The sequence below is a fragment of the Skermanella rosea genome, from assembly GCF_016806835.2.
Taxonomy (GTDB): domain Bacteria; phylum Pseudomonadota; class Alphaproteobacteria; order Azospirillales; family Azospirillaceae; genus Skermanella; species Skermanella rosea.
Genome location: NZ_CP086111.1, coordinates 1,107,373 through 1,124,407 on the forward strand (window position 1 = coordinate 1,107,373; position 17,035 = coordinate 1,124,407).

Here is a 17,035-nt window from a genome sequence, read left to right on the forward strand (position 1 = left end):
CTCATTCCGCTGCCCGGGGAACGTCGGCGCGCATCGCCTCCGCCCCCGCCAGCACGGCCTTGACGATGTTGTGGTATCCGGTGCAGCGGCAGATGTTGCCCTCCAGCCCCTCGCGGACGGTCGTCTCGTCCAGCTGCCCGTGGGTCTGCGCCAGGTCCACGGCGCTCATCACCATGCCGGGCGTACAGAAGCCGCACTGCAGGCCGTGGTGCTCGCGGAAGGCCGCCTGCATCGGGTGCAGCGTGCCGTCGGCCGCCGCCAGACCCTCGATCGTGGTTACTTCCGCGCCCTCGGCCTGGACCGCCAGCATGGTGCAGCTCTTGACCGAGCGGCCGTCCACATGGACGACGCAGGCGCCGCACTGGCTGGTGTCGCAGCCGACATGGGTGCCGGTCAGTCCGAGATGGTCGCGCAGCAGCTGCACCAGCAGCGTGCGTCCCTCTACCTCGCGCGTCACGGGCTTGCCGTTGACGCTCAGTGTTACCTTAGTGGGCATTTCTGAGCCTTTCCTCGCTAGGTTTTTTTATTGCCAAGGCTTTTTATTGATTGGGATTCGGACGGACCGAACCTGGCCGGTCAGCTGCCGGCGATGGTATAGAGGATGACGGTGAAAGCGATCACGGCAAGGGCCACCATTCCGACCAAGCGGAGATCGACCGGTTCCTCCCCGGTTGCCTGGGACTCCGCCGCCGGACCGGCCGCCGTGAAAGCGGCGATGGCGGCCGGCTGGGCAGCCATCTGGCCGCCCGGAACCGCGGCCGGCGCCGGCGCGGGGGCCGACTCGGGCCGTTCCCCGGAAGCGGCATCCGGCGCTCCGGCGTCCTGCGGCCCTCCCACCACCTCGCTGAACTTGGCGAAGAAATCGTCGGCCATCTTGCGCGCCGTCCCGTCGATCAGGCGGGAGCCGATCTGGGCCAGCTTGCCGCCGACCTGGGCATGGGCGGTGTATTCCAGGACCGTGGCGCCGTCGCCGTCCGGCATCAGCTTGACGGCGGCGCCGCCCTTGCCGAAGCCGGCGGCCCCGCCGGTCCCTTCGCCGCTGATCGTGTAGCCGTTGGGCGGGTCGATGTCGCTGAGCGTGACCTTCCCGGCGAACTTGGCCTTCACCGGCCCCACCTTGGCGGTGACCTTGGCCGTCATCTCGGTGTCGGACTGCTTCTCGATCTCTTCGCAGCCGGGGATGCATTGCTTCAGGATGGCCGGATCGTTCAGCGCGGCCCAGACCTCTTCGCGCGGCGCCGTGACCCGGTAGCTGCCGGACATGTCCATGGAATGGTTCCTCCCGGTCCCGATTTTTCTTGGATGCAGACTAATTGTCGCAGGAGAGTGCGGCACATTAGACTTTCGATCAAGAGCTTGGCGCCGGGGGCCGGGAGGAACAGGTCAATCCCGCAGGTCGAAGCGCAGGGTGTAATTGTCCAGCGTCCCGGGCAGCGGCGCGCCGGGGGCAATCCTCCCCGGCTCCTTCAGGGCGACCTGCCGGCCGTCCAGCAGGGCCGCCAGCATCGCGCCGCCGAGCATGGGAACCAAGTCGCGCGCGGGGCAGATGGCCGGACCGCCGCTGAACGGGATCAGCGGCCAGCCTCCCTGCCGCACGCCCTCCGTCCACAGGTCGGGGGAGAAGCGGTGGGCGTAGGGCAGGTTCTCGTCGTCGCGGTGGAAGAAGGGGGCGAAGATGAAGACGCTCGTGTTCTTCGGCATGGTGCCGGTGTTCCACCGCGTCTCGCGGGTGGTTTCCCGCAGCACGGCCGGCGTGGTCGGCCAGAGCCGCAGCGACTCGAGGATGCAGGCCCGCAGGAACGGCAGGTCCCGGCGCCCCTCGGTTCCTGCATCCCCGATCTCCCGCCGCGCCCGGCCGGCCTGCTCGGGATGGGAGGCCAGCAGCGCCAGCGCCCTGAAGGTCGCCATTCCTCCGGGATCGAAGGCGAAGAACCAGTGCGCCACCTGGTGCGCCGGCGCGGTGTCCGCCGTCCGGGGCGTGGCGGCGATGACCGCGGCAAGGCTGCCCGGTTCGGCCCGCGCCAGATGCGCCTCCAGCCGCTCGTAGAAGCGGTCGCGCAGCCCTTTGCGCTGGGGCCGCAGGAACGCCCAGTTGCCCGCCGCGCGCAGCCGGGCCAGCATGTCGGTCAGGTCCTCGTCGTCCCGCGCCGCGTCGCCCAGCACCACCCGCCGGACCATGTTGTGCCACGACGCGGTGAAATCGTCCCAGGCCAGCTCGCCGCGGGAGTGCGCCGTCTTCAGCAGATCCTCCGCCTCCTCTCCCACGACCGCGACGAACCGCTCGCCCATCCGATGGACCGGGCAGCCGCTGTCCAGCACCTGCTCGTTGAACCGTCGGCGGTCAGCCCGCTTCGGCCCGTGGGAGATCAGCGAGGCATGCGGCTCCAGGTGCGCCAGTGCCGCCCGTTTCTCCGCGCTGGCCGGGGAGAAAGGCTCCGGCGCGTTGTCGAGCACGGTATGCACGTCCTCCGGCGACAGGATGATCGCCTGGTGGCGGCCCGGGATCGCCAGCATCAGCGGCCCAGGCCCGTACTTGGCCCGCAGCCGCTGCATGCGCCGGACGGCCCGCCCGTCCAGCCCCAGCCGTTCCGCCAGCCCGACCACCTTCGGCCTCCGGATGATGACGCCCTTGGAGATCGTCGGAAGGACGATTTCCGCGACGGCGGCCATGGTGTCCCGCAGGCTTGCCCTCGGCAGCGGCCCCGGCTCGGCGATATCGGCGGACATGGATTTCCCTCGTGCTGTGCCCTGCTTTTCCAACCCTCCTTTATGCCTCGGGGCGGGGCATCGTTCCGTGGGCGCGGGGAAATCCTCCGGCCGCCCTCACGGGCATCCGCTTCTCACCGCGTCGCGGATGCGCTGCCGTTCGATGCCGAGGTCGCGCAGCATCGCGTCGTCCATCGCCGAGAGGTGCTGCTCCAATCTGCGGTTGGCCCGCTCCCGGATCAGGCGCCGGACGGCGGCCCGCATCCTCCGGAACAGGTGAGCCGGAAACCGCCCGGCGGCCGGCATCGTGATCTGCTGCAAGGCGAACATGATAGGTCCCTCCGGTTTTATTTGACGTTCATTAACCATGAGCTGGCGGATCATGGGCGGAGAGCGGGCCGGCGACTGTGAAGCCGTTTACACGCCGTCGTATTTTCCGTTTTTTCTGCCGGCGTTCCGGTCCGGACCCGATGCTTAGACTTTGGTCTAACGCCGAACCCTGGGCAGCGCCCTTGGCAGAACCGTTCCCCGGGGGGTAATTTTATGCCTGCAGGGGCGGCGCAGGCGGGGAGATCCCTTGGATCGCCTCCGCCGACCGCCCGCAGCCAGGGGAAAGGCGGAGAAGTTCAAATGGCCAAGGGGCCTCGCACCGGCCGCGTCGGCGGTCGGACGTCGCGCGTGCCGGCTCACAAGCACCTGGACAGTCTGGTGAAGGCGGCGCCTCTGCCGCCGCCCGCCGAGGAGGAGGTGCCTGTCCAGCCCACCGGAGCCCTGGGCCGGGCCGCCATCGACGCGCGGTCCCCCCGCCTGCGCCGGGGCATGAGCCACGCCCTCGATCCCCGCCAGGCCGCCCGCGACCTGTACGACGCCGTCGCCCAGCCCGACATGGCCTTCGTCCTGGTATTCTGCTCGCCCCAGTACGATCTGGAAGCGCTCGGCCCCGCGCTGGCCGAGCTGTTCGAAGACACGCTGGTGATCGGCTGCACCACGGCGGGCGAGATCACGCCGGTCGGCTACATGACCGGCTCGATCACCGGGGTCAGCTTCCCGGGCAGCGACTTCTCCGCCGTGGCCGAGCGGATCGACGACCTGGAAGGGTTCGAGATCGCCCACGCCCATGCCCTGGTGCGCAGCCTGTCGGCCCGCCGGGACGCCGCCCTCGACGCCGCCGCCCTCGACGCCACCCTCGACGGCCGCGAGCCCGTCGCCGGCAAGAGCTTCGCCCTCCTGCTGATCGACGGGCTGTCCGTGCGGGAGGAACTGGTGGTCAGCTCGATCTACTCGGCGCTCGGCGACATCCCGCTGTTCGGCGGCTCGGCCGGGGACGACCTCCGGTTCACCCGGACCTGGATCCTCCACGACGGCGAATTCCGCAGCAATGCCGCCGTCCTGGTGCTGGTCGACACGGTGCGCCGCTTCACCGTGTTCCGGACCGAGCATTTCGTCAGCTCCGACCGCAAGATGGTGGTGACCGAGGCCGATCCGGCCCGCCGCATCGTGACGGAGATCAATGCCGAGCCGGCCGGGCGGGAATATGCCCGGATGGTCGGGCTGGAGGGCGAGCCGCTGACCCCGATGATCTTCGCGGCCTACCCCGTGGTCGTGCGGGTCGGCGGCGAATACCATGTGCGGTCGATCCAGAAGGTCAATGACGACGAGAGCCTCACCTTCTTCTGCGCCATCGACGAGGGCATCGTGCTGACCGTCGCGGAGGGCGTGGACCTCGTCCAGAACCTGGAGAGCCTGTTCAGCCGGCTGCACGAGGATGTCGGCGAGCCGGAGCTGATCCTGGGCTGCGACTGCATCCTGCGCAGCCTGGAGATGGAGCAGAAGCAGATCAAGCACCTGGTTTCCAAGGTGCTCGCCCGAAACAACGTGATCGGGTTCTGCACCTACGGAGAGCAGTTCAACGCGATGCATGTCAACCAGACCTTCACCGGCGTCGCCATAGGTGCGCGATGCGAGTCCTGACCCTTGCATCCCCGGCGCCCGAGCCGGGGCAGACGCCGGAACAGCAGCGCATCGCCGAGCTGGAGCGCGAGAACCGGAAGCTGCACCGCATCAACAAGGTCCTGATGGACCGGGTCGAGCGCAGCATGGACTTCCAGGGCAGCGCCTTCTCGCTGTTCCAGACCGCCATCGTGTTGGAGACCAAGGTCCGCGAGCGCACGATCGAGCTGGAGCAGACGCTCCGCGAGCTGGAGCGCTCCAACCGCGACCTCGCCCGCGCCAAGGAGATGGCGGAGACGGTGCAGGCCCGGCTGGCCGAGGCGATCGAGTCCGTCAACGAGGGCTTCGCCCTGTTCGACGGCGACGACCGGCTGGTCATGTGCAACGGCAAGTACCTGGCCTTCTGGCCGGCCTTCGAGGACCGGATCCGGCCCGGCATCGCCTTCGACGAGATCGCCCGCCTGGCGGTGGAGACCAGGTCGGTGCAGGACGTCCGGGACGGCGGCCAGGGCTGGTTCCACCAGCGCATGGTCCAGCACCGCAACCCCCAGGGCCCCTATGTCCACGCGCTGGCCGACGGCCGCTGGATGCAGGTCAACGAGCGGCGGACCCGGGACGGCGGCGTGGTCGGCGTCTATACCGACATCACCGACCTGAAGCGCGACGAGACCCGCCGACGGGAGCAGGAGCTGGCGGAGAAGACGGTGCTGCTCCAGGCCACCCTGGACAACATCGCCCAGGGCGTCGCGGTCTATGACAAGGACCTGAAGCTGGTCGCCTGGAACGACAATTTCGCCCATCTGCTCGACCTGCCGCCCGACGTGGTGCGGCACGGCGCGACATACCAGGACTTCGTCCGGCACAATACCCGCCTCGGCTGGGCGGGGCTCAGCGGCATGGCGATGTCCTACCAGGATCTGGCGGAACGCCCCCTGGCGCTGGAGGAGGAGTGGCAGGGCAGGGTGCTCGACATCCGGCGCACGGTCATGCCGGGCGGCGGCTTCGTCAACACCTACACCGATATCACCGCGCGCAAGCGGAACGAGGAGGCCCTGCGCGACAGCGAGCGGCGCATCCGCACCATCACCGACGCGATGCCGGCCCTGATCGCCTATGTGGACAGCGACCAGCGCTTCCGCTTCGTCAACAAGCCCTACGAGGACTGGTTCAACCGCCCGCGGGAGGAGATCGACGGCCAGCCCATGTGGGTGGCGCTGGGCCGCCAGCATTACGAGCAGCGCCGGCCCAACGTGCTGGCGGCGCTCGCCGGCCAGGAAGTCACCTTCGAGATGGAGCTTCCGGCCGAGAACGGCGCGGTCCGCTACGCGCTGGCGACATATATCCCCCATTTCGGCGAGAACGGCGAAGTCGTGGGCTATTTCGCCCTGATCCAGGACATCACCGAGCGCCGGATGGTCGCCGAGGCGCTGAAGGAATCCAAGGAAAGCCTGGAGCGCCGGGTGGACGAGCGCACCGCCGCCCTGATGGCGCTGAACGGCAAGCTCCACCAGGAGATCGCCGAGCGCAAGCAGATCGAGGAGGCGCTGCGGGTCGCCAAGGCCGACGCGGAGCAGGCCAACCTGTCCAAGACCAAGTTCCTGGCGGCGGCCAGCCACGACCTGCTGCAACCCCTGAACGCCGCCCGCCTGTTCGTCTCGGCGCTCAGCGACCTGGAGCAGACGCCCCAGAACGCCTCGCTGATCGACAATACCGACGTGGCCCTGGCGGCGGTCGAGGACCTGTTGGGAGCCCTGCTCGACATCAGCAAGCTGGACGCCGGCGTCGTCCAGGCGGAACCCGGCGCCTTCCCGATCGAATCCCTGCTGGGCGCCATGGCGACCGAGTACGCGGCCCAGGCGAAGGAGCGGAACCTTGAGTTCCGCGTCGTGTCGAGCAGCGCCGTGGTCCACAGCGACATCCGGCTGCTCCGCCGCATCCTCCAGAACTTCCTCAGCAACGCCATGCGCTACACCCGCACCGGCCGCGTGCTTCTGGGCTGCCGGCAGGCCGCGGGCCGCCTGCGCATAGAGGTCTGGGACACCGGTCCCGGCATCCCCGAGGACAAGCTGGCCGAGATCTTCGAGGAGTTCCGCCGCCTGGGCAACGACCAGAACGCCCGCGACCGCGGCATGGGCCTGGGGCTCGCGATCGTCGAGCGCGTCGCCCGCATGCTCGACCACCGCGTCGGCGTCCGTTCCGTCCCCGGCCGGGGGTCGGTCTTCTCCGTGACCGTGCCGCTCGGCGAGCGCGGCCGCACCGCTCGCCCGCCCCAGCCGGCTCCCGCCGCCGTCGCGAACCGGCTCGCCGGCTCCCTGGTGCTGGTGATCGACAACGAGCGCAGCATCCTGTCTGGCATGACAGCCCTGCTGGAAGGCTGGCGCTGCACGGTCGTGACCGCCACGACGGGGTGCGAGGCCATCGGCGTCCTGGACGGGATGGAACGCGCGCCCGACATCGCCATCGCCGACTACCACCTGGAGGACGGCGCCACCGGCGTCGCCGAACTCCAGCGCGTCGCCCGCCACTGCGGCGCCCCCATCCCCAGCCTGATCATCACCGCCAACCGCCTGCCCGAGGTCCAGGAGGAAGTCAACGCCAGCGGCTTCCAGCTATTGAACAAGCCGGTGAAGCCCGCGCAGCTGCGGTCCCTGATGACGAGCATGCTGAGCTGAGGGGGAGAGCGGAACCGTCCCGGCCCGGCCGCGAAGCCACTCCCGCCGGACCGGGGAAATAAAAGCGGCGCCCGTGTGCCCGACCGGATCAGCCACCGTTCGGTCCGGCTCGCTGTAGGTCGGCCTCGGCCGAAGGCCGACGCCGACGCCGGAGCGTCGATGCCCCCTAAGATATAACAAGTCGTGGGGGCTGGACCGACCGTCCCGGGACCATGACATGTCTTTTTCTCATCTGGACAGGAAGGGCTCTCCTGGAGCGTACGCACGCGGATACGTTGCGTCGATCATCGTCAATCACCTGTCCGGAGTCCAGAAGGGCAGGTCAACGCCAACGGCTTTCAACTCCTCGACAAGCCGGTGAAGCCGGTACAGCTGCGGTCTCTACCGGTCCGCCCTGAGTTCAGAACAATATATTCGAGGTGCGAGGCGATTCACTCGTCGCCGACCGACAGCGACTGTTTGAATGCCATCCGCTGGCAGGCGAAGATTTCAGGAGTATCGATCGTAGAAAAGAGCACCTATTCATCCGCATCACGCGTCATGTCGTTCAATGCCTGTTCCGAATAATTGTGATACTTCGCTTTGACCAGATGCGGTACGGCATTGATCATGCCGCGGATGTCCGGGGTGTTACGGTGGGTGACCTGTTGATGTATCTTGCGCAATCCCAACCCTTCCACCGATGCCCGCTGCTCGCGGGTCGCATTGTTGGTGCTTTTGACTTGGATGACGGTGACCAAAGGGGCTTGCTCGATCGCTCCCTTCTCGATCATTTTCGCGACGGACTCGACCGCCTTGCGGAAATTCAGGTCCTCGCTTTTCTTCGCATTGCGCAGAATATTGTCCAACCGATCCTGGACCGTAAGTGGATCGACCTTGTACGCGACCGGTTCGGGGGCGCGCTTCGTCCGTAATTCGATAACGTTCGATCCAACAGTCAGTCGTGCGCAGTCGATCGTTCCTCCGTCCTCAAGCAGGTCTGGCGGAAGGGTGGAAATCCAGTCATCCAGTGATTCCACCAGCGGCTGGATCTCGGATTCGTCCGGCTTCGCAGGTTTCCGATGGTCGGAAAGTTTGGTCATGATCATCACTCCCGCGCATCATCCGGAAATATGACTTAGAATTGGGGAGGAAGTGTGATAAAATCGGAGATTGTGGCCGGCAAGGCAGTCTCTCAAGTTCATGGCGCGGGATTCCGCACAGGGCGGTACGACGCTGGATGAATGTCATGAGAGGCGCCAGATATATGACATTCGGCATTAATGCAAGGCAAATATGGTGGTTTCGGGTATAAGCAAAGCGATGGCCGGAGGTGTCCTGGCCGGTGTTCCGGCTGAAGCGATTGATCACCCCGTTTCAGGCGCTGCGATGCGTTTTGGCTTTTGGTTTCAACTTGCCGGGATCGCCCGGAGCGACGGCGATACCGACAGTCAAGTACAGGTCGAGATCAAAGGCCCTATGCCAACGACCGGATAGCCAACCGCCATAATGGCGGTGCCGTCTTTCGGGCCGGTCACTCCGTCTCATCATCCGGCATCATCCCCGTCCGCAAATACTCGTAGGCCCGCCACCGCTCGTCATGGGGCATGCGGGCGCGGCGCAGCGGTTCGGCTTCGACGAACAGCATGCGGCGGCGGAAGGCCAGGGGGCTTTCGACCAGCAGGATCGGCTTCTCGGCCTCCACGCCTTCGGGAAACCAGAAGCGGCGGAGAAACCGGCGGGGATCGTCGGACCATTCGGGTGGATCGCCCAGCTTCCAGCGGCGGGCCAGGTGCTCGCCGACGGCGCCGACATAGGCGTCGATGATATCGTCGCCGACGAACTCGGGAGCCTCCTCGATGCGGGCGCGGCGGCCGGACGGCTCGCGGTCCAGGTAGAATTCATCCAGGAATTCGCCGAGAGCCACGCCGAACTTCTGCTGCCCGGCGCTATGTCGTCGGATCGCCTCGGCCAGCGTTCCAGGTCGGAGCTTCAGGTTCGCCGGCACTTCCATATCCTCGGACGATGTCGTCGATCTTGGCGGCGATCCGCGCATTGATTCCAGGCACCGCAGGATAGCAGAGCCTGATCAGGCCGGCCAACTGATCCGGGGTCTTCAGTCCGGTCAGCCGCATCAGCAGATACAGGTCCCTGCGGTCCCGCGCCATCCCGTCCGGGTCGTCGCGCCGGTTCGCCAGCAGTTTCATCGCCAGCATGTATTCCGGTGTCGGCAGGAAGACTCTCAGCCCGATCTGCCCGCCCGCGGGATATTCCCCGAAAGGAAGGAGATTGGGTTGCGGATTGCCTTTCGGGGGAGCGACGCTTTTCACAGCCTGGTTCAGCCAATTGTCCGGCAATCCGAGTCTTTGGCCGACTCTGTCGGCAAGTTCGTAGCCGATTCCACGCTCGCTGAGGAACACCGCGTCCACGTCGCGAGTGACGTCCAGGATGTCGCTGACGAGCAGAAGGCAAGATCCGCGATAGACGGCGATCTCGACGACTTTCCCTTCCGAAGCCGCCAGTTCGCCCATCATGTCGAAAGCCTTGATTAGCAAGTCCCTCGATAGTTCGGCCGCACCTTCCGCTCCTTCTACCATGTGTCTCCCCATTCCCCCGGATGTTCGGCTCGCCCTTGCCCGGATTATGCGCGGGTCGTCTCATTCTGCCGACCCGTGTCTTGAAATCAGGTTCACTCATTTCGAGAGAATGAACTGCCAGCCCCGCGATCCCGCCCTGTGCGACCGCCTGACGGCCAGATGACGGCCGGGGCCGTCGCGGTGGCAATGCTCCGGTCGCAGTGAAAGGTCCCTCGCGGATCCGGGCCGGGAGGCTCAGGCGGCCTTGATGCTGGCCAGGAAGCGCTCCACCTCGCCGCGAAGCATCTCGGACTGCTGGGCCAGCTGGCCCGCCGCGCTGCGCACCTGGTTGGCGGCGGCTCCGGTCTGGTCCGACGCCTGGGTCACTTGCCCGACATTGGCGGAGACCTCCTGGGTACCGGCCGCTGCCTGGGTGACGTTGCGCGATATTTCGCCGGTCGCCGCGGTCTGTTCCTCGACCGCCGCCGCGATCGTGACGGTGATGTCGTTGATCTGGCGGATGGTCCCGCCGATCCCCTCGATGGCGCCCACGGCTCCGGTCGATGCCGCCTGCATGTTGGTGATATGGGACGATATCTCGTCGGTCGCCTTGGCGGTCGCGGTGGCGAGGTTCTTCACCTCCGACGCGACGACCGCGAAACCTTTCCCCGCCTCCCCGGCACGCGCCGCCTCGATCGTGGCGTTCAGGGCCAGCAGGTTGGTCTGGTTGGCGATGTTGGAGATCAGATCGACCACTTCGCCGATCTTGTGGGCCGCCTCGGCAAGGCCCTGGACCGTACCGTTGGTCTGCTCCGCCTGCTGCACGGCCGCATTGGCGATGCCGGTGGAGCGGGTGACCTGACGCGCGATTTCCTGGAGCGAGCCGGACATTTCCTCCGCGGCCGCGGCGACCGTCTGGACATTGGCCGAGGTCTGTTCAGCCGCGGCGGCCGAGGCGGTGACCTGCCGGCTGGTTTCCTCCGCGATGGCGGCCATGCCCTGCGCGGTGCCGTCCAGTTCGGTGGCCGCCGCGCTCACCGTCCGCAGGATGCCGGTGACGCCCTGGTCGAAGTTCCGGATCAGCATGTCGATCTCGGCGGCGCGGCGTTCCTTGGCGCTGCGCTCCTCGGCCTGAGCCGCTTCCAGGCGTTCCCGCTCGACCGCATTGTCCTTGAAGACCAGCAGGGCGTCCGCGAGGGCGCCGATTTCGTCATGGCGGTCCCTGTAGGGCACCTCGCCCGAAACGTCGCCCCGGGCCACGCGCCGCATCGCCTCCACGATAACGCGGATCGGGGTCGTGACACGGCGGCGAACGATCCTCAGCCCGGTGATGCCCAGAACGATCGCGGCCATGAAGATGGCTCCGTTGGCCATCAGCGAGGTCGCCGCCGCTGCCTCCTTCTCCGCGGCATGCCGGTTCATTTCGTCGAGCGCCACGTTGGCCACCGCGTCCAGGTCGGATTGCGACCTGTCGGCAAGGATATTCAGTTCGTCCAGGCGAACGGGCAGATCCTGCCCGGCGCCGATGGCGGTCAGGACGGCTTCGCGCTTCTGCAGGTAATCGTTCATGTAGCTGCGCTCAGCCGCCGCTACCGCGGCTTTGATCGGTTCGAGCGCACCGGGGCGCAGTGCAGCCTCCTTGAGCATCCGCCACGCCGTGTCCAGCCGGCCGCGGACCAGCGCCATCTGGAGCCGATCCTCGGCGGTGATACCCTTCTTGGCCACGGCGCTGTCGAACATCACGCGGATGGGAGTGGATGCTTCGCGTGCGATCACGGCGGCTTCCTTGACGCCGATCAGTTCGCTGAACAGGGGATCCATCGCGCGTGCCGGTTCCAACAGGACGCTGGAGATCTTGGCGAGCAGTTCCAAGGTGCTCCCCGTGCTTCCCATCCATGTGTCGATCAGTTGCCTGGGACGCTGGCCGACATCGACCTGCAAGGCAGCATCCGCATCGCGACGGAGGCTGTCCAACTTCGCCATGGCATCACGGACCTCGACCTCCCCCAGTCCGGCTGCGCAGGGCATCCGGGCGCAAATCCCCGCGACGACGTTCACGACGTCCGCGGATTGGTTGCGCCAGCCCGGCAGCTTTTCCATCGTGGCCGGTTCGGAGTTGACGGGATGCAGAAGGACGCGACGGGTAGCGCCGCGTTCAAGCCGGATCGCCTGCATCGCCGCGAAGACATCATGCGAAGCCTGGGTCACCGCTTGCACGGTGCGCACTTCCGAGAAAGTTCTCAGGGACTTCGTACTATCCAGGACAATCAGCGAAACCAGAAAAACCACGACACTGCAGAAGACGAGCGTCAGCATCGTCCTGATGCTGACGCCTTTTGGCGATTCCATGATTTATCTCCACCAGGCATGAGGAACTGCCGAGCACGGCTGATCGATGACTCGGTGCCCGAGTCCTGTCGTTGGCCGCTCTCCGGAGGGGCCAACTTCAGATCAGAACAGCGGTTCCCAGGGGCTCGCCCCGACCCGACGGCGCGGAACATGACCCTGTTCATGGTGTGGATATTATGGCTGGCTCCCGAATAATTTAATTTGAATTTTATTCATATGGATTGCGATATAGCCCGCTTGGGTAGGAACGAATCTGCGGGTCGACCAGCAAGACGAACAGGAAGGCATCGGGACAGCGGGTGCGGAGTTCCTGAACCGTCTCAGAAGGAGTGGAGGCGCCGCTCGCCTCCACCCAGTCCGTGATCCAGCCCCCGCGCCCTCACACCGAGAAGTATTTCGCCTTCGGGTGATGCACGACGATCGCGCTGGTGCTCTGTTCCGGGTGGAGCTGCGACTCGTCGCTCAGCTCCACGCCGATCTGCCCGGCATTCAGCAGCTTCAGCAGCTGGTCCTGGTCCTCCAGCCTGGGGCAGGCCGGATAGCCGAAGCTGTAGCGGCTGCCGTGGTAGCCCTGCTGGAGCATCTTCTCCATGTCGCGGTCGTCCTCGGCCGAGAAGCCCAGCTCGGCGCGGATGCGCTTGTGGACATACTCGGCCATCGCCTCGGCCATCTCGACGCCGAGCCCGTGCAGGTACAGGTAGTCCTGGTACCGGTTCTCGGCGAACCAGTCGCGGGCCACGTCGCTCGCCTTTTGGCCCATGGTGACCACCTGGAGCCCGATCACGTCCCGGCCGGACGGCCCGTGGGACACGTCGCGGAAGAAGTCGGCGATGCATTCCCCGTCCTCCTTGCGCTGCCGGGGCAGGGTGAAGCGGGCGACCTCCGACTTGCCGTCCTCCTGGTACAGGATCACGTCGTTGCCGTCGGCGGCGCATTTCCAGTAGCCATAGACCGCTTGCGGCACCAGGATCTCCTGCTCGGCCGCGATGGCCAGCATCCGGTTCAGGATCGGCCGGAGCTCCTTCTTCGACCACTCCTTGAACTGGTCCAGGGTCTTGCCGTCCTTCCGGTAGCCCCACTGGAGCTGGTACAGCATCCGCTCGTTCAGATAGGGCACCAGCGTCTTCAGCGGCACGCGCCCGATCACCTGCGGCCCCCAGAAGGGCGGGGTCGGCACCGCCACCCCGTCCGACAGACGCTCGCGCCGCGCCCGCGCCGCCGCCACGTCCACCGTCCCGGCGTCGGCCTCGACCGGCTGGCCCAGCTTCCGCCGCTGGTTGGTGGCGCGCCCCTGGCGCTTGGCCTGGTTGGCCGCCAGGAAGGTGTCGAACTGGCCGTTGACCACCTTGTCCATCAGCGACAGCCCGTCGAACGCGTCGCGGGCATAGGCGACCCGGCCGCCGGCATAGGCCTTGGCGCAGTCGTCCTCCACATAGCCCCGCGTCAGGGCGGCGCCGCCCAGCAGAACCGGCACCTCGATGCCGCCTCGGCTCAGCTCCTCCAGGTTCTCGCGCATCACCACGGTGGACTTGACCAGCAGGCCCGACATGCCGATGGCGTCGGCCTTGTGCTGCTTCGCCGCGTTCAGGATATTCGTGATCGGCTGCTTGATGCCCAGATTGACCACCCGGTAGCCGTTGTTGGTCAGGATGATGTCCACCAGGTTCTTGCCGATGTCGTGGACGTCGCCCTTGACCGTCGCCAGCACGATGGTGCCCTTTTCCTGGCCCTCGACCTTCTCCATGTGCGGCTCCAGATAGGCCACCGCCGCCTTCATGGTCTCGGCCGACTGGAGCACGAAGGGAAGCTGCATCTTGCCGGCGCCGAACAGCTCGCCCACCACCTTCATGCCGTCGAGCAGGAAGCTGTTGATGATCTCCAGCGGCGGATAGCTCTCCATCGCCTTCGCCAGGTCGGCGTCCAGGTCGGTCCGGTCGCCGTCCACGATGCGCTGCTTCAGCCGCTCGTCGATCGCGGCCGGCCGCTCCTTCTTGACCGCCGATGCGGCCTTGCGCCCCTCGAACAGCGCGATGAAGGCGTGCAGCGGGTCGTAACCCTCACGGCGCCGGTCGAAGATCAGGTCCTCGGCCGCCTTGACCTCGGCCTCCGGGATCTTGTGCAGCGGCATGATCTTGGAGACGTGGACGATCGCCCCGGTCATGCCGCGCTTGACCGCGTGGTCCAGGAAGACCGAGTTCAGCACGTGCCGCGCCGCCGGGTTCAGGCCGAAGGAGATGTTCGACAGGCCCAGGATGATCTGGCACTGGGGCATCTCGCGGCTGATCGCCTCGATGCCCTCCAGCGTCCACTGGCCCAGCTTGCGGTCGTCCTCGCTGCCGGTCGCGACGGTGAAGGTCAGCGGGTCGAACAGCAGGTCTTCCGGCCGCAGACCGTGCTGGTTGACCGCGAAGTCGTAGAGCCGCCGGGCGATCTCCAGCTTCTTCTCCGCCGTCTTCGCCATGCCCTCTTCGTCGATGGTCAGCGCGATCACCGCCGCGCCGAACTTCTTCGCCAGCATCAGCCGCTTGGCCGCCGGCTCCTCGCCGTCCTCGAAATTGATCGAGTTGATGATCGGCTTGCCGCCGTGGCGCGCCAGCGCCTGCTCCAGCACGGTGTATTCGGTCGAGTCGATCACCAGCGGCGCCGTCACCGACCCGGTGAAGCGGGTGATCACCTCGTTCATCTCCGCCGCCTCGTCGCGGCCGACGAAGGCGGTGCAGACGTCCAGCGTGTGGCTGCCTTCCTTCACCTGGTCGCGTGCCATCTCGACGCAGCCGTCCCAGTCGTGCCGCTCCTGCAACTCGCGCCACTTCTTGGAGCCGTTGGCGTTGCAGCGCTCGCCGATCGACAGGTAGGCGTTCTCCTGGCGGAGCGACACCTGGCCGTAGAGCGAGGCGACCGACGGGATCCAGTGGTGCGTGCGCGGCTTCACCGTCGGGCGGATCTGGCCGGCCCCGGCGAGCCGGCGCAGCATCGCGTCGGTCGCCTGGATGTGCGGGATGTTGGTGCCGCAGCAGCCGCCGACCAGGTTAAGCCCGTCGTCGCGCACGAAGCGCTCCAGCCAGTTCGCCAGCTCGTCGGCCAGCAGGGGATAACGGGTGGCGCCGTTGACCAGCTCGGGGAGGCCGGCGTTCGGCTGGACCGAGATCAGGCCCGGCCAGTTCTCCGCCAGCCACTTCACGTGCTCGGACATCTCGGCCGGGCCGGTGGCGCAGTTCAGCCCCATCAGCGGCACGTCCAGCGCGTGGATCACCGTGGCGGCCGCCGCGATGTCGCTGCCGACCAGCAGCGTGCCGGTGGTCTCCACCGTGACCTGGACGAAGATCGGGGTGTCGGTGCCGGCCTCCTTCCTGGCGACCTTAACGCCGTTGACCGCCGCCTTGATCTGGAGCGGGTCCTGGCAGGTCTCGATCAGGATGGCGTCGACGCCGCCGGCGATCAGGCCGCGCGCCTGGACCGTCAGGGCGTCCTCCAGCGGCTGGTAGGCCACGTGGCCCAGGCTGGGCAGCCGCGTGCCCGGACCGACCGAGCCCAGCACGAAGCGCTGGCGGCCGTCCTTGAAGCTCTCCGCCGCCTCGCGCGCCAGCTCGCCGGCCTGCCGGTTGATCTCGAACGCCTTGTCCGAGATGTCGAACTCGCCCAGCGTGATCGGCGACGCTCCGAAGGTGTTCGTCTCCACCATGTCGGCGCCGGCCTCGTAATAGCCGCGGTGGATCTCGCGGACCAGGTCGGGCCGGGACAGGACCAGCACGTCGGTGCAGTTCTCCATGCCCCAGTAGTCGCGCTCGACGTCCAGGTCGAGCGCCTGCACCCGGCTGCCCATGCCGCCGTCGCACAGCAGGACACGTTCTTTGAGAAGGTCGAGGAGATGGGCCATGGTTCTTCTGTCTCGGTGGTGATTCTGGGACGGCGTCTGTTACGACGCGGCGGCGGCAAGCTTGGCTTCGGCGGCTTCGCGCTTCGGCCGGACGCCCAGCATGTGGCAGATGCCGACCGTCAGCTCGGCGCGGTTCAGGGTGTAGAAGTGGAAGTTCCCGATCCCTTCGGCATGGAGCAGGCGGCACTGCTCGACCGCCACGGTCGCGGCGACCAGTTGCCTCGTATCGGGGTCGTCGTCCAGCCCGGCGAACAGGTCGGCCATCCAGGGCGGGATCGCGGCGCCGCAGCTCCCGGCGAACTCGATCGCGCGGGTGAAGTTGGTGATCGGCAGGATGCCCGGAACGATCGGCACGGTGATGCCGGCCGCCGCCGCCCGCTCGACGAAGCCCATGTAGGCGCCGACGTCGAAGAAGAACTGGGTGATCGCCCGGGTGGCGCCGGCGTCGATCTTGCGCTTCAGGTTGTCCAGGTCGTGGGCGGCGCTGGCCGCCTGCGGGTGGCTCTCGGGGTAGGCCGCGACGCTGATCTCGAAGTCGGCGACCCGCTTCAGTCCCTCGACCAGGTCGGCGGCATAGGCGTAGCCGCCGGGATGCGGCTCGTAGGCGGTGCCGACGCCGGTCGGCGGATCGCCGCGCAGCGCCACGATGTGGCGGATGCCGCTGTCCCAGTAGGTCCGGGCGATCGCGTCGATCTCCTCCCGGGTGGCGCCGACGCAGGTCAGGTGCGCGGCCGCCGGGATGCCGGTCTCCTTCTGGAGGCGGCAGACCGTGGCGTGGGTGCGCTCCCGCGTGGTCCCGCCGGCGCCGTAGGTGACCGACACGAACTCCGGCCGGAGCGGGGCCAGCTTATGGACCGCCTGCCACAGGGTCTGTTCCATCTTCTCGGTCTTGGGCGGGAAGAACTCGAAGCTGACGGCCAGGTCCG

At 67.1% G+C, this 17,035-nt stretch carries 12 protein-coding genes; 2 read left to right on the plus strand and 10 right to left on the minus strand.

The features are described from left to right. Position 1: 1 nt before the first annotated feature. The 4 genes from JL101_RS05185 to JL101_RS05200 all read right to left on the minus strand — a co-directional run bounded on the left by JL101_RS05185 (position 2) and on the right by JL101_RS05200 (position 3,036). Positions 2-496 carry a (2Fe-2S)-binding protein gene (locus JL101_RS05185; RefSeq protein WP_203099558.1) on the minus strand — a complete coding sequence of 165 codons (495 nt, stop codon included), beginning with the start codon at positions 494-496 and terminating at the stop codon, positions 2-4. Positions 497-576: 80 nt separating this feature from the next. Beyond that, positions 577-1,269, minus strand: a complete 693-nt coding sequence (locus JL101_RS05190) for an SRPBCC family protein (protein ID WP_203099559.1) — start codon at positions 1,267-1,269, stop codon at positions 577-579. Between the two features lie 114 nt (positions 1,270-1,383). Beyond that, entirely contained in the window at positions 1,384-2,727 is a 1,344-nt protein-coding gene (locus JL101_RS05195) for a cytochrome P450 (protein ID WP_203099560.1), read from the minus strand. A 96-nt stretch (positions 2,728-2,823) separates the two neighbouring features. Further along, positions 2,824-3,036: a DUF1127 domain-containing protein gene (locus JL101_RS05200; RefSeq protein WP_203099561.1), complete on the minus strand. Its 213-nt coding sequence runs from the start codon at positions 3,034-3,036 to the stop codon at positions 2,824-2,826. A gap of 300 nt (positions 3,037-3,336) precedes the next feature. Between JL101_RS05200 and nosP the strand changes: the two genes are divergently transcribed. Next, on the plus strand, positions 3,337-4,677 hold the full coding sequence (gene nosP / locus JL101_RS05205; protein WP_228435290.1) for a nitric oxide-sensing protein NosP: 1,341 nt from the start codon (positions 3,337-3,339) through the stop codon (positions 4,675-4,677). Then, complete coding sequence (locus JL101_RS05210) at positions 4,665-7,328, plus strand: NahK/ErcS family hybrid sensor histidine kinase/response regulator (protein ID WP_228435291.1); 2,664 nt, start codon at positions 4,665-4,667, stop codon at positions 7,326-7,328. The genes nosP and JL101_RS05210 overlap by 13 nt, the downstream gene beginning before the upstream one ends. A gap of 518 nt (positions 7,329-7,846) precedes the next feature. Here the strand turns inward: JL101_RS05210 and rpmD are convergent. The 6 genes from rpmD to metF form a co-directional block, all read right to left on the minus strand. Further along, a complete protein-coding gene (gene rpmD / locus JL101_RS36760) occupies positions 7,847-8,410 on the minus strand; it encodes a 50S ribosomal protein L30 (RefSeq protein ID WP_323374713.1) in 564 nt (187 codons plus the stop codon). A 431-nt stretch (positions 8,411-8,841) separates the two neighbouring features. Beyond that, positions 8,842-9,315, minus strand: coding sequence for a hypothetical protein (locus tag JL101_RS05220; RefSeq protein WP_203099562.1), 474 nt, complete (start codon positions 9,313-9,315; stop codon positions 8,842-8,844). Beyond that, the gene (locus JL101_RS05225) at positions 9,257-9,904 is read right to left on the minus strand and encodes a PIN domain-containing protein (RefSeq protein WP_203099563.1); all 648 of its coding nucleotides are present in this window, start codon (positions 9,902-9,904) and stop codon (positions 9,257-9,259) included. Before JL101_RS05225 ends, JL101_RS05220 begins: the two co-directional genes overlap by 59 nt. 234 nt (positions 9,905-10,138) lie before the next feature. After that, positions 10,139-12,232, minus strand: coding sequence for a methyl-accepting chemotaxis protein (locus JL101_RS05230; RefSeq protein ID WP_228435292.1), 2,094 nt, complete (start codon positions 12,230-12,232; stop codon positions 10,139-10,141). Between the two features lie 379 nt (positions 12,233-12,611). Further along, positions 12,612-16,109 carry a methionine synthase gene (metH, locus tag JL101_RS05235; RefSeq protein ID WP_203099564.1) on the minus strand — a complete coding sequence of 1,166 codons (3,498 nt, stop codon included), beginning with the start codon at positions 16,107-16,109 and terminating at the stop codon, positions 12,612-12,614. A 39-nt stretch (positions 16,110-16,148) separates the two neighbouring features. Then, positions 16,149-16,988, minus strand: coding sequence for a methylenetetrahydrofolate reductase [NAD(P)H] (gene metF, locus JL101_RS05240; RefSeq protein ID WP_407697430.1), 840 nt, complete (start codon positions 16,986-16,988; stop codon positions 16,149-16,151). Between the last annotated feature and the right edge of the window lie 47 nt (positions 16,989-17,035).

Bases quoted from the DNA above. Each gene is read 5' to 3' on its own strand.
- JL101_RS05185 (WP_203099558.1), bottom strand. From the start codon at position 496: ATGCCCACTAAGGTAACACTGAGCGTCAACGGCAAGCCCGTGACGCGC.
- JL101_RS05190 (WP_203099559.1), bottom strand. From the start codon at position 1,269: ATGGACATGTCCGGCAGCTACCGGGTCACGGCGCCGCGCGAAGAGGTC.
- JL101_RS05195 (WP_203099560.1), bottom strand. From the start codon at position 2,727: ATGTCCGCCGATATCGCCGAGCCGGGGCCGCTGCCGAGGGCAAGCCTG.
- JL101_RS05200 (WP_203099561.1), bottom strand. From the start codon at position 3,036: ATGTTCGCCTTGCAGCAGATCACGATGCCGGCCGCCGGGCGGTTTCCG.
- nosP (WP_228435290.1), top strand. From the start codon at position 3,337: ATGGCCAAGGGGCCTCGCACCGGCCGCGTCGGCGGTCGGACGTCGCGC.
- JL101_RS05210 (WP_228435291.1), top strand. From the start codon at position 4,665: ATGCGAGTCCTGACCCTTGCATCCCCGGCGCCCGAGCCGGGGCAGACG.
- rpmD (WP_323374713.1), bottom strand. From the start codon at position 8,410: ATGACCAAACTTTCCGACCATCGGAAACCTGCGAAGCCGGACGAATCC.
- JL101_RS05225 (WP_203099563.1), bottom strand. From the start codon at position 9,904: ATGGTAGAAGGAGCGGAAGGTGCGGCCGAACTATCGAGGGACTTGCTA.
- JL101_RS05230 (WP_228435292.1), bottom strand. From the start codon at position 12,232: ATGGAATCGCCAAAAGGCGTCAGCATCAGGACGATGCTGACGCTCGTC.
- metH (WP_203099564.1), bottom strand. From the start codon at position 16,109: ATGGCCCATCTCCTCGACCTTCTCAAAGAACGTGTCCTGCTGTGCGAC.
- metF (WP_407697430.1), bottom strand. From the start codon at position 16,988: ATGGAACAGACCCTGTGGCAGGCGGTCCATAAGCTGGCCCCGCTCCGG.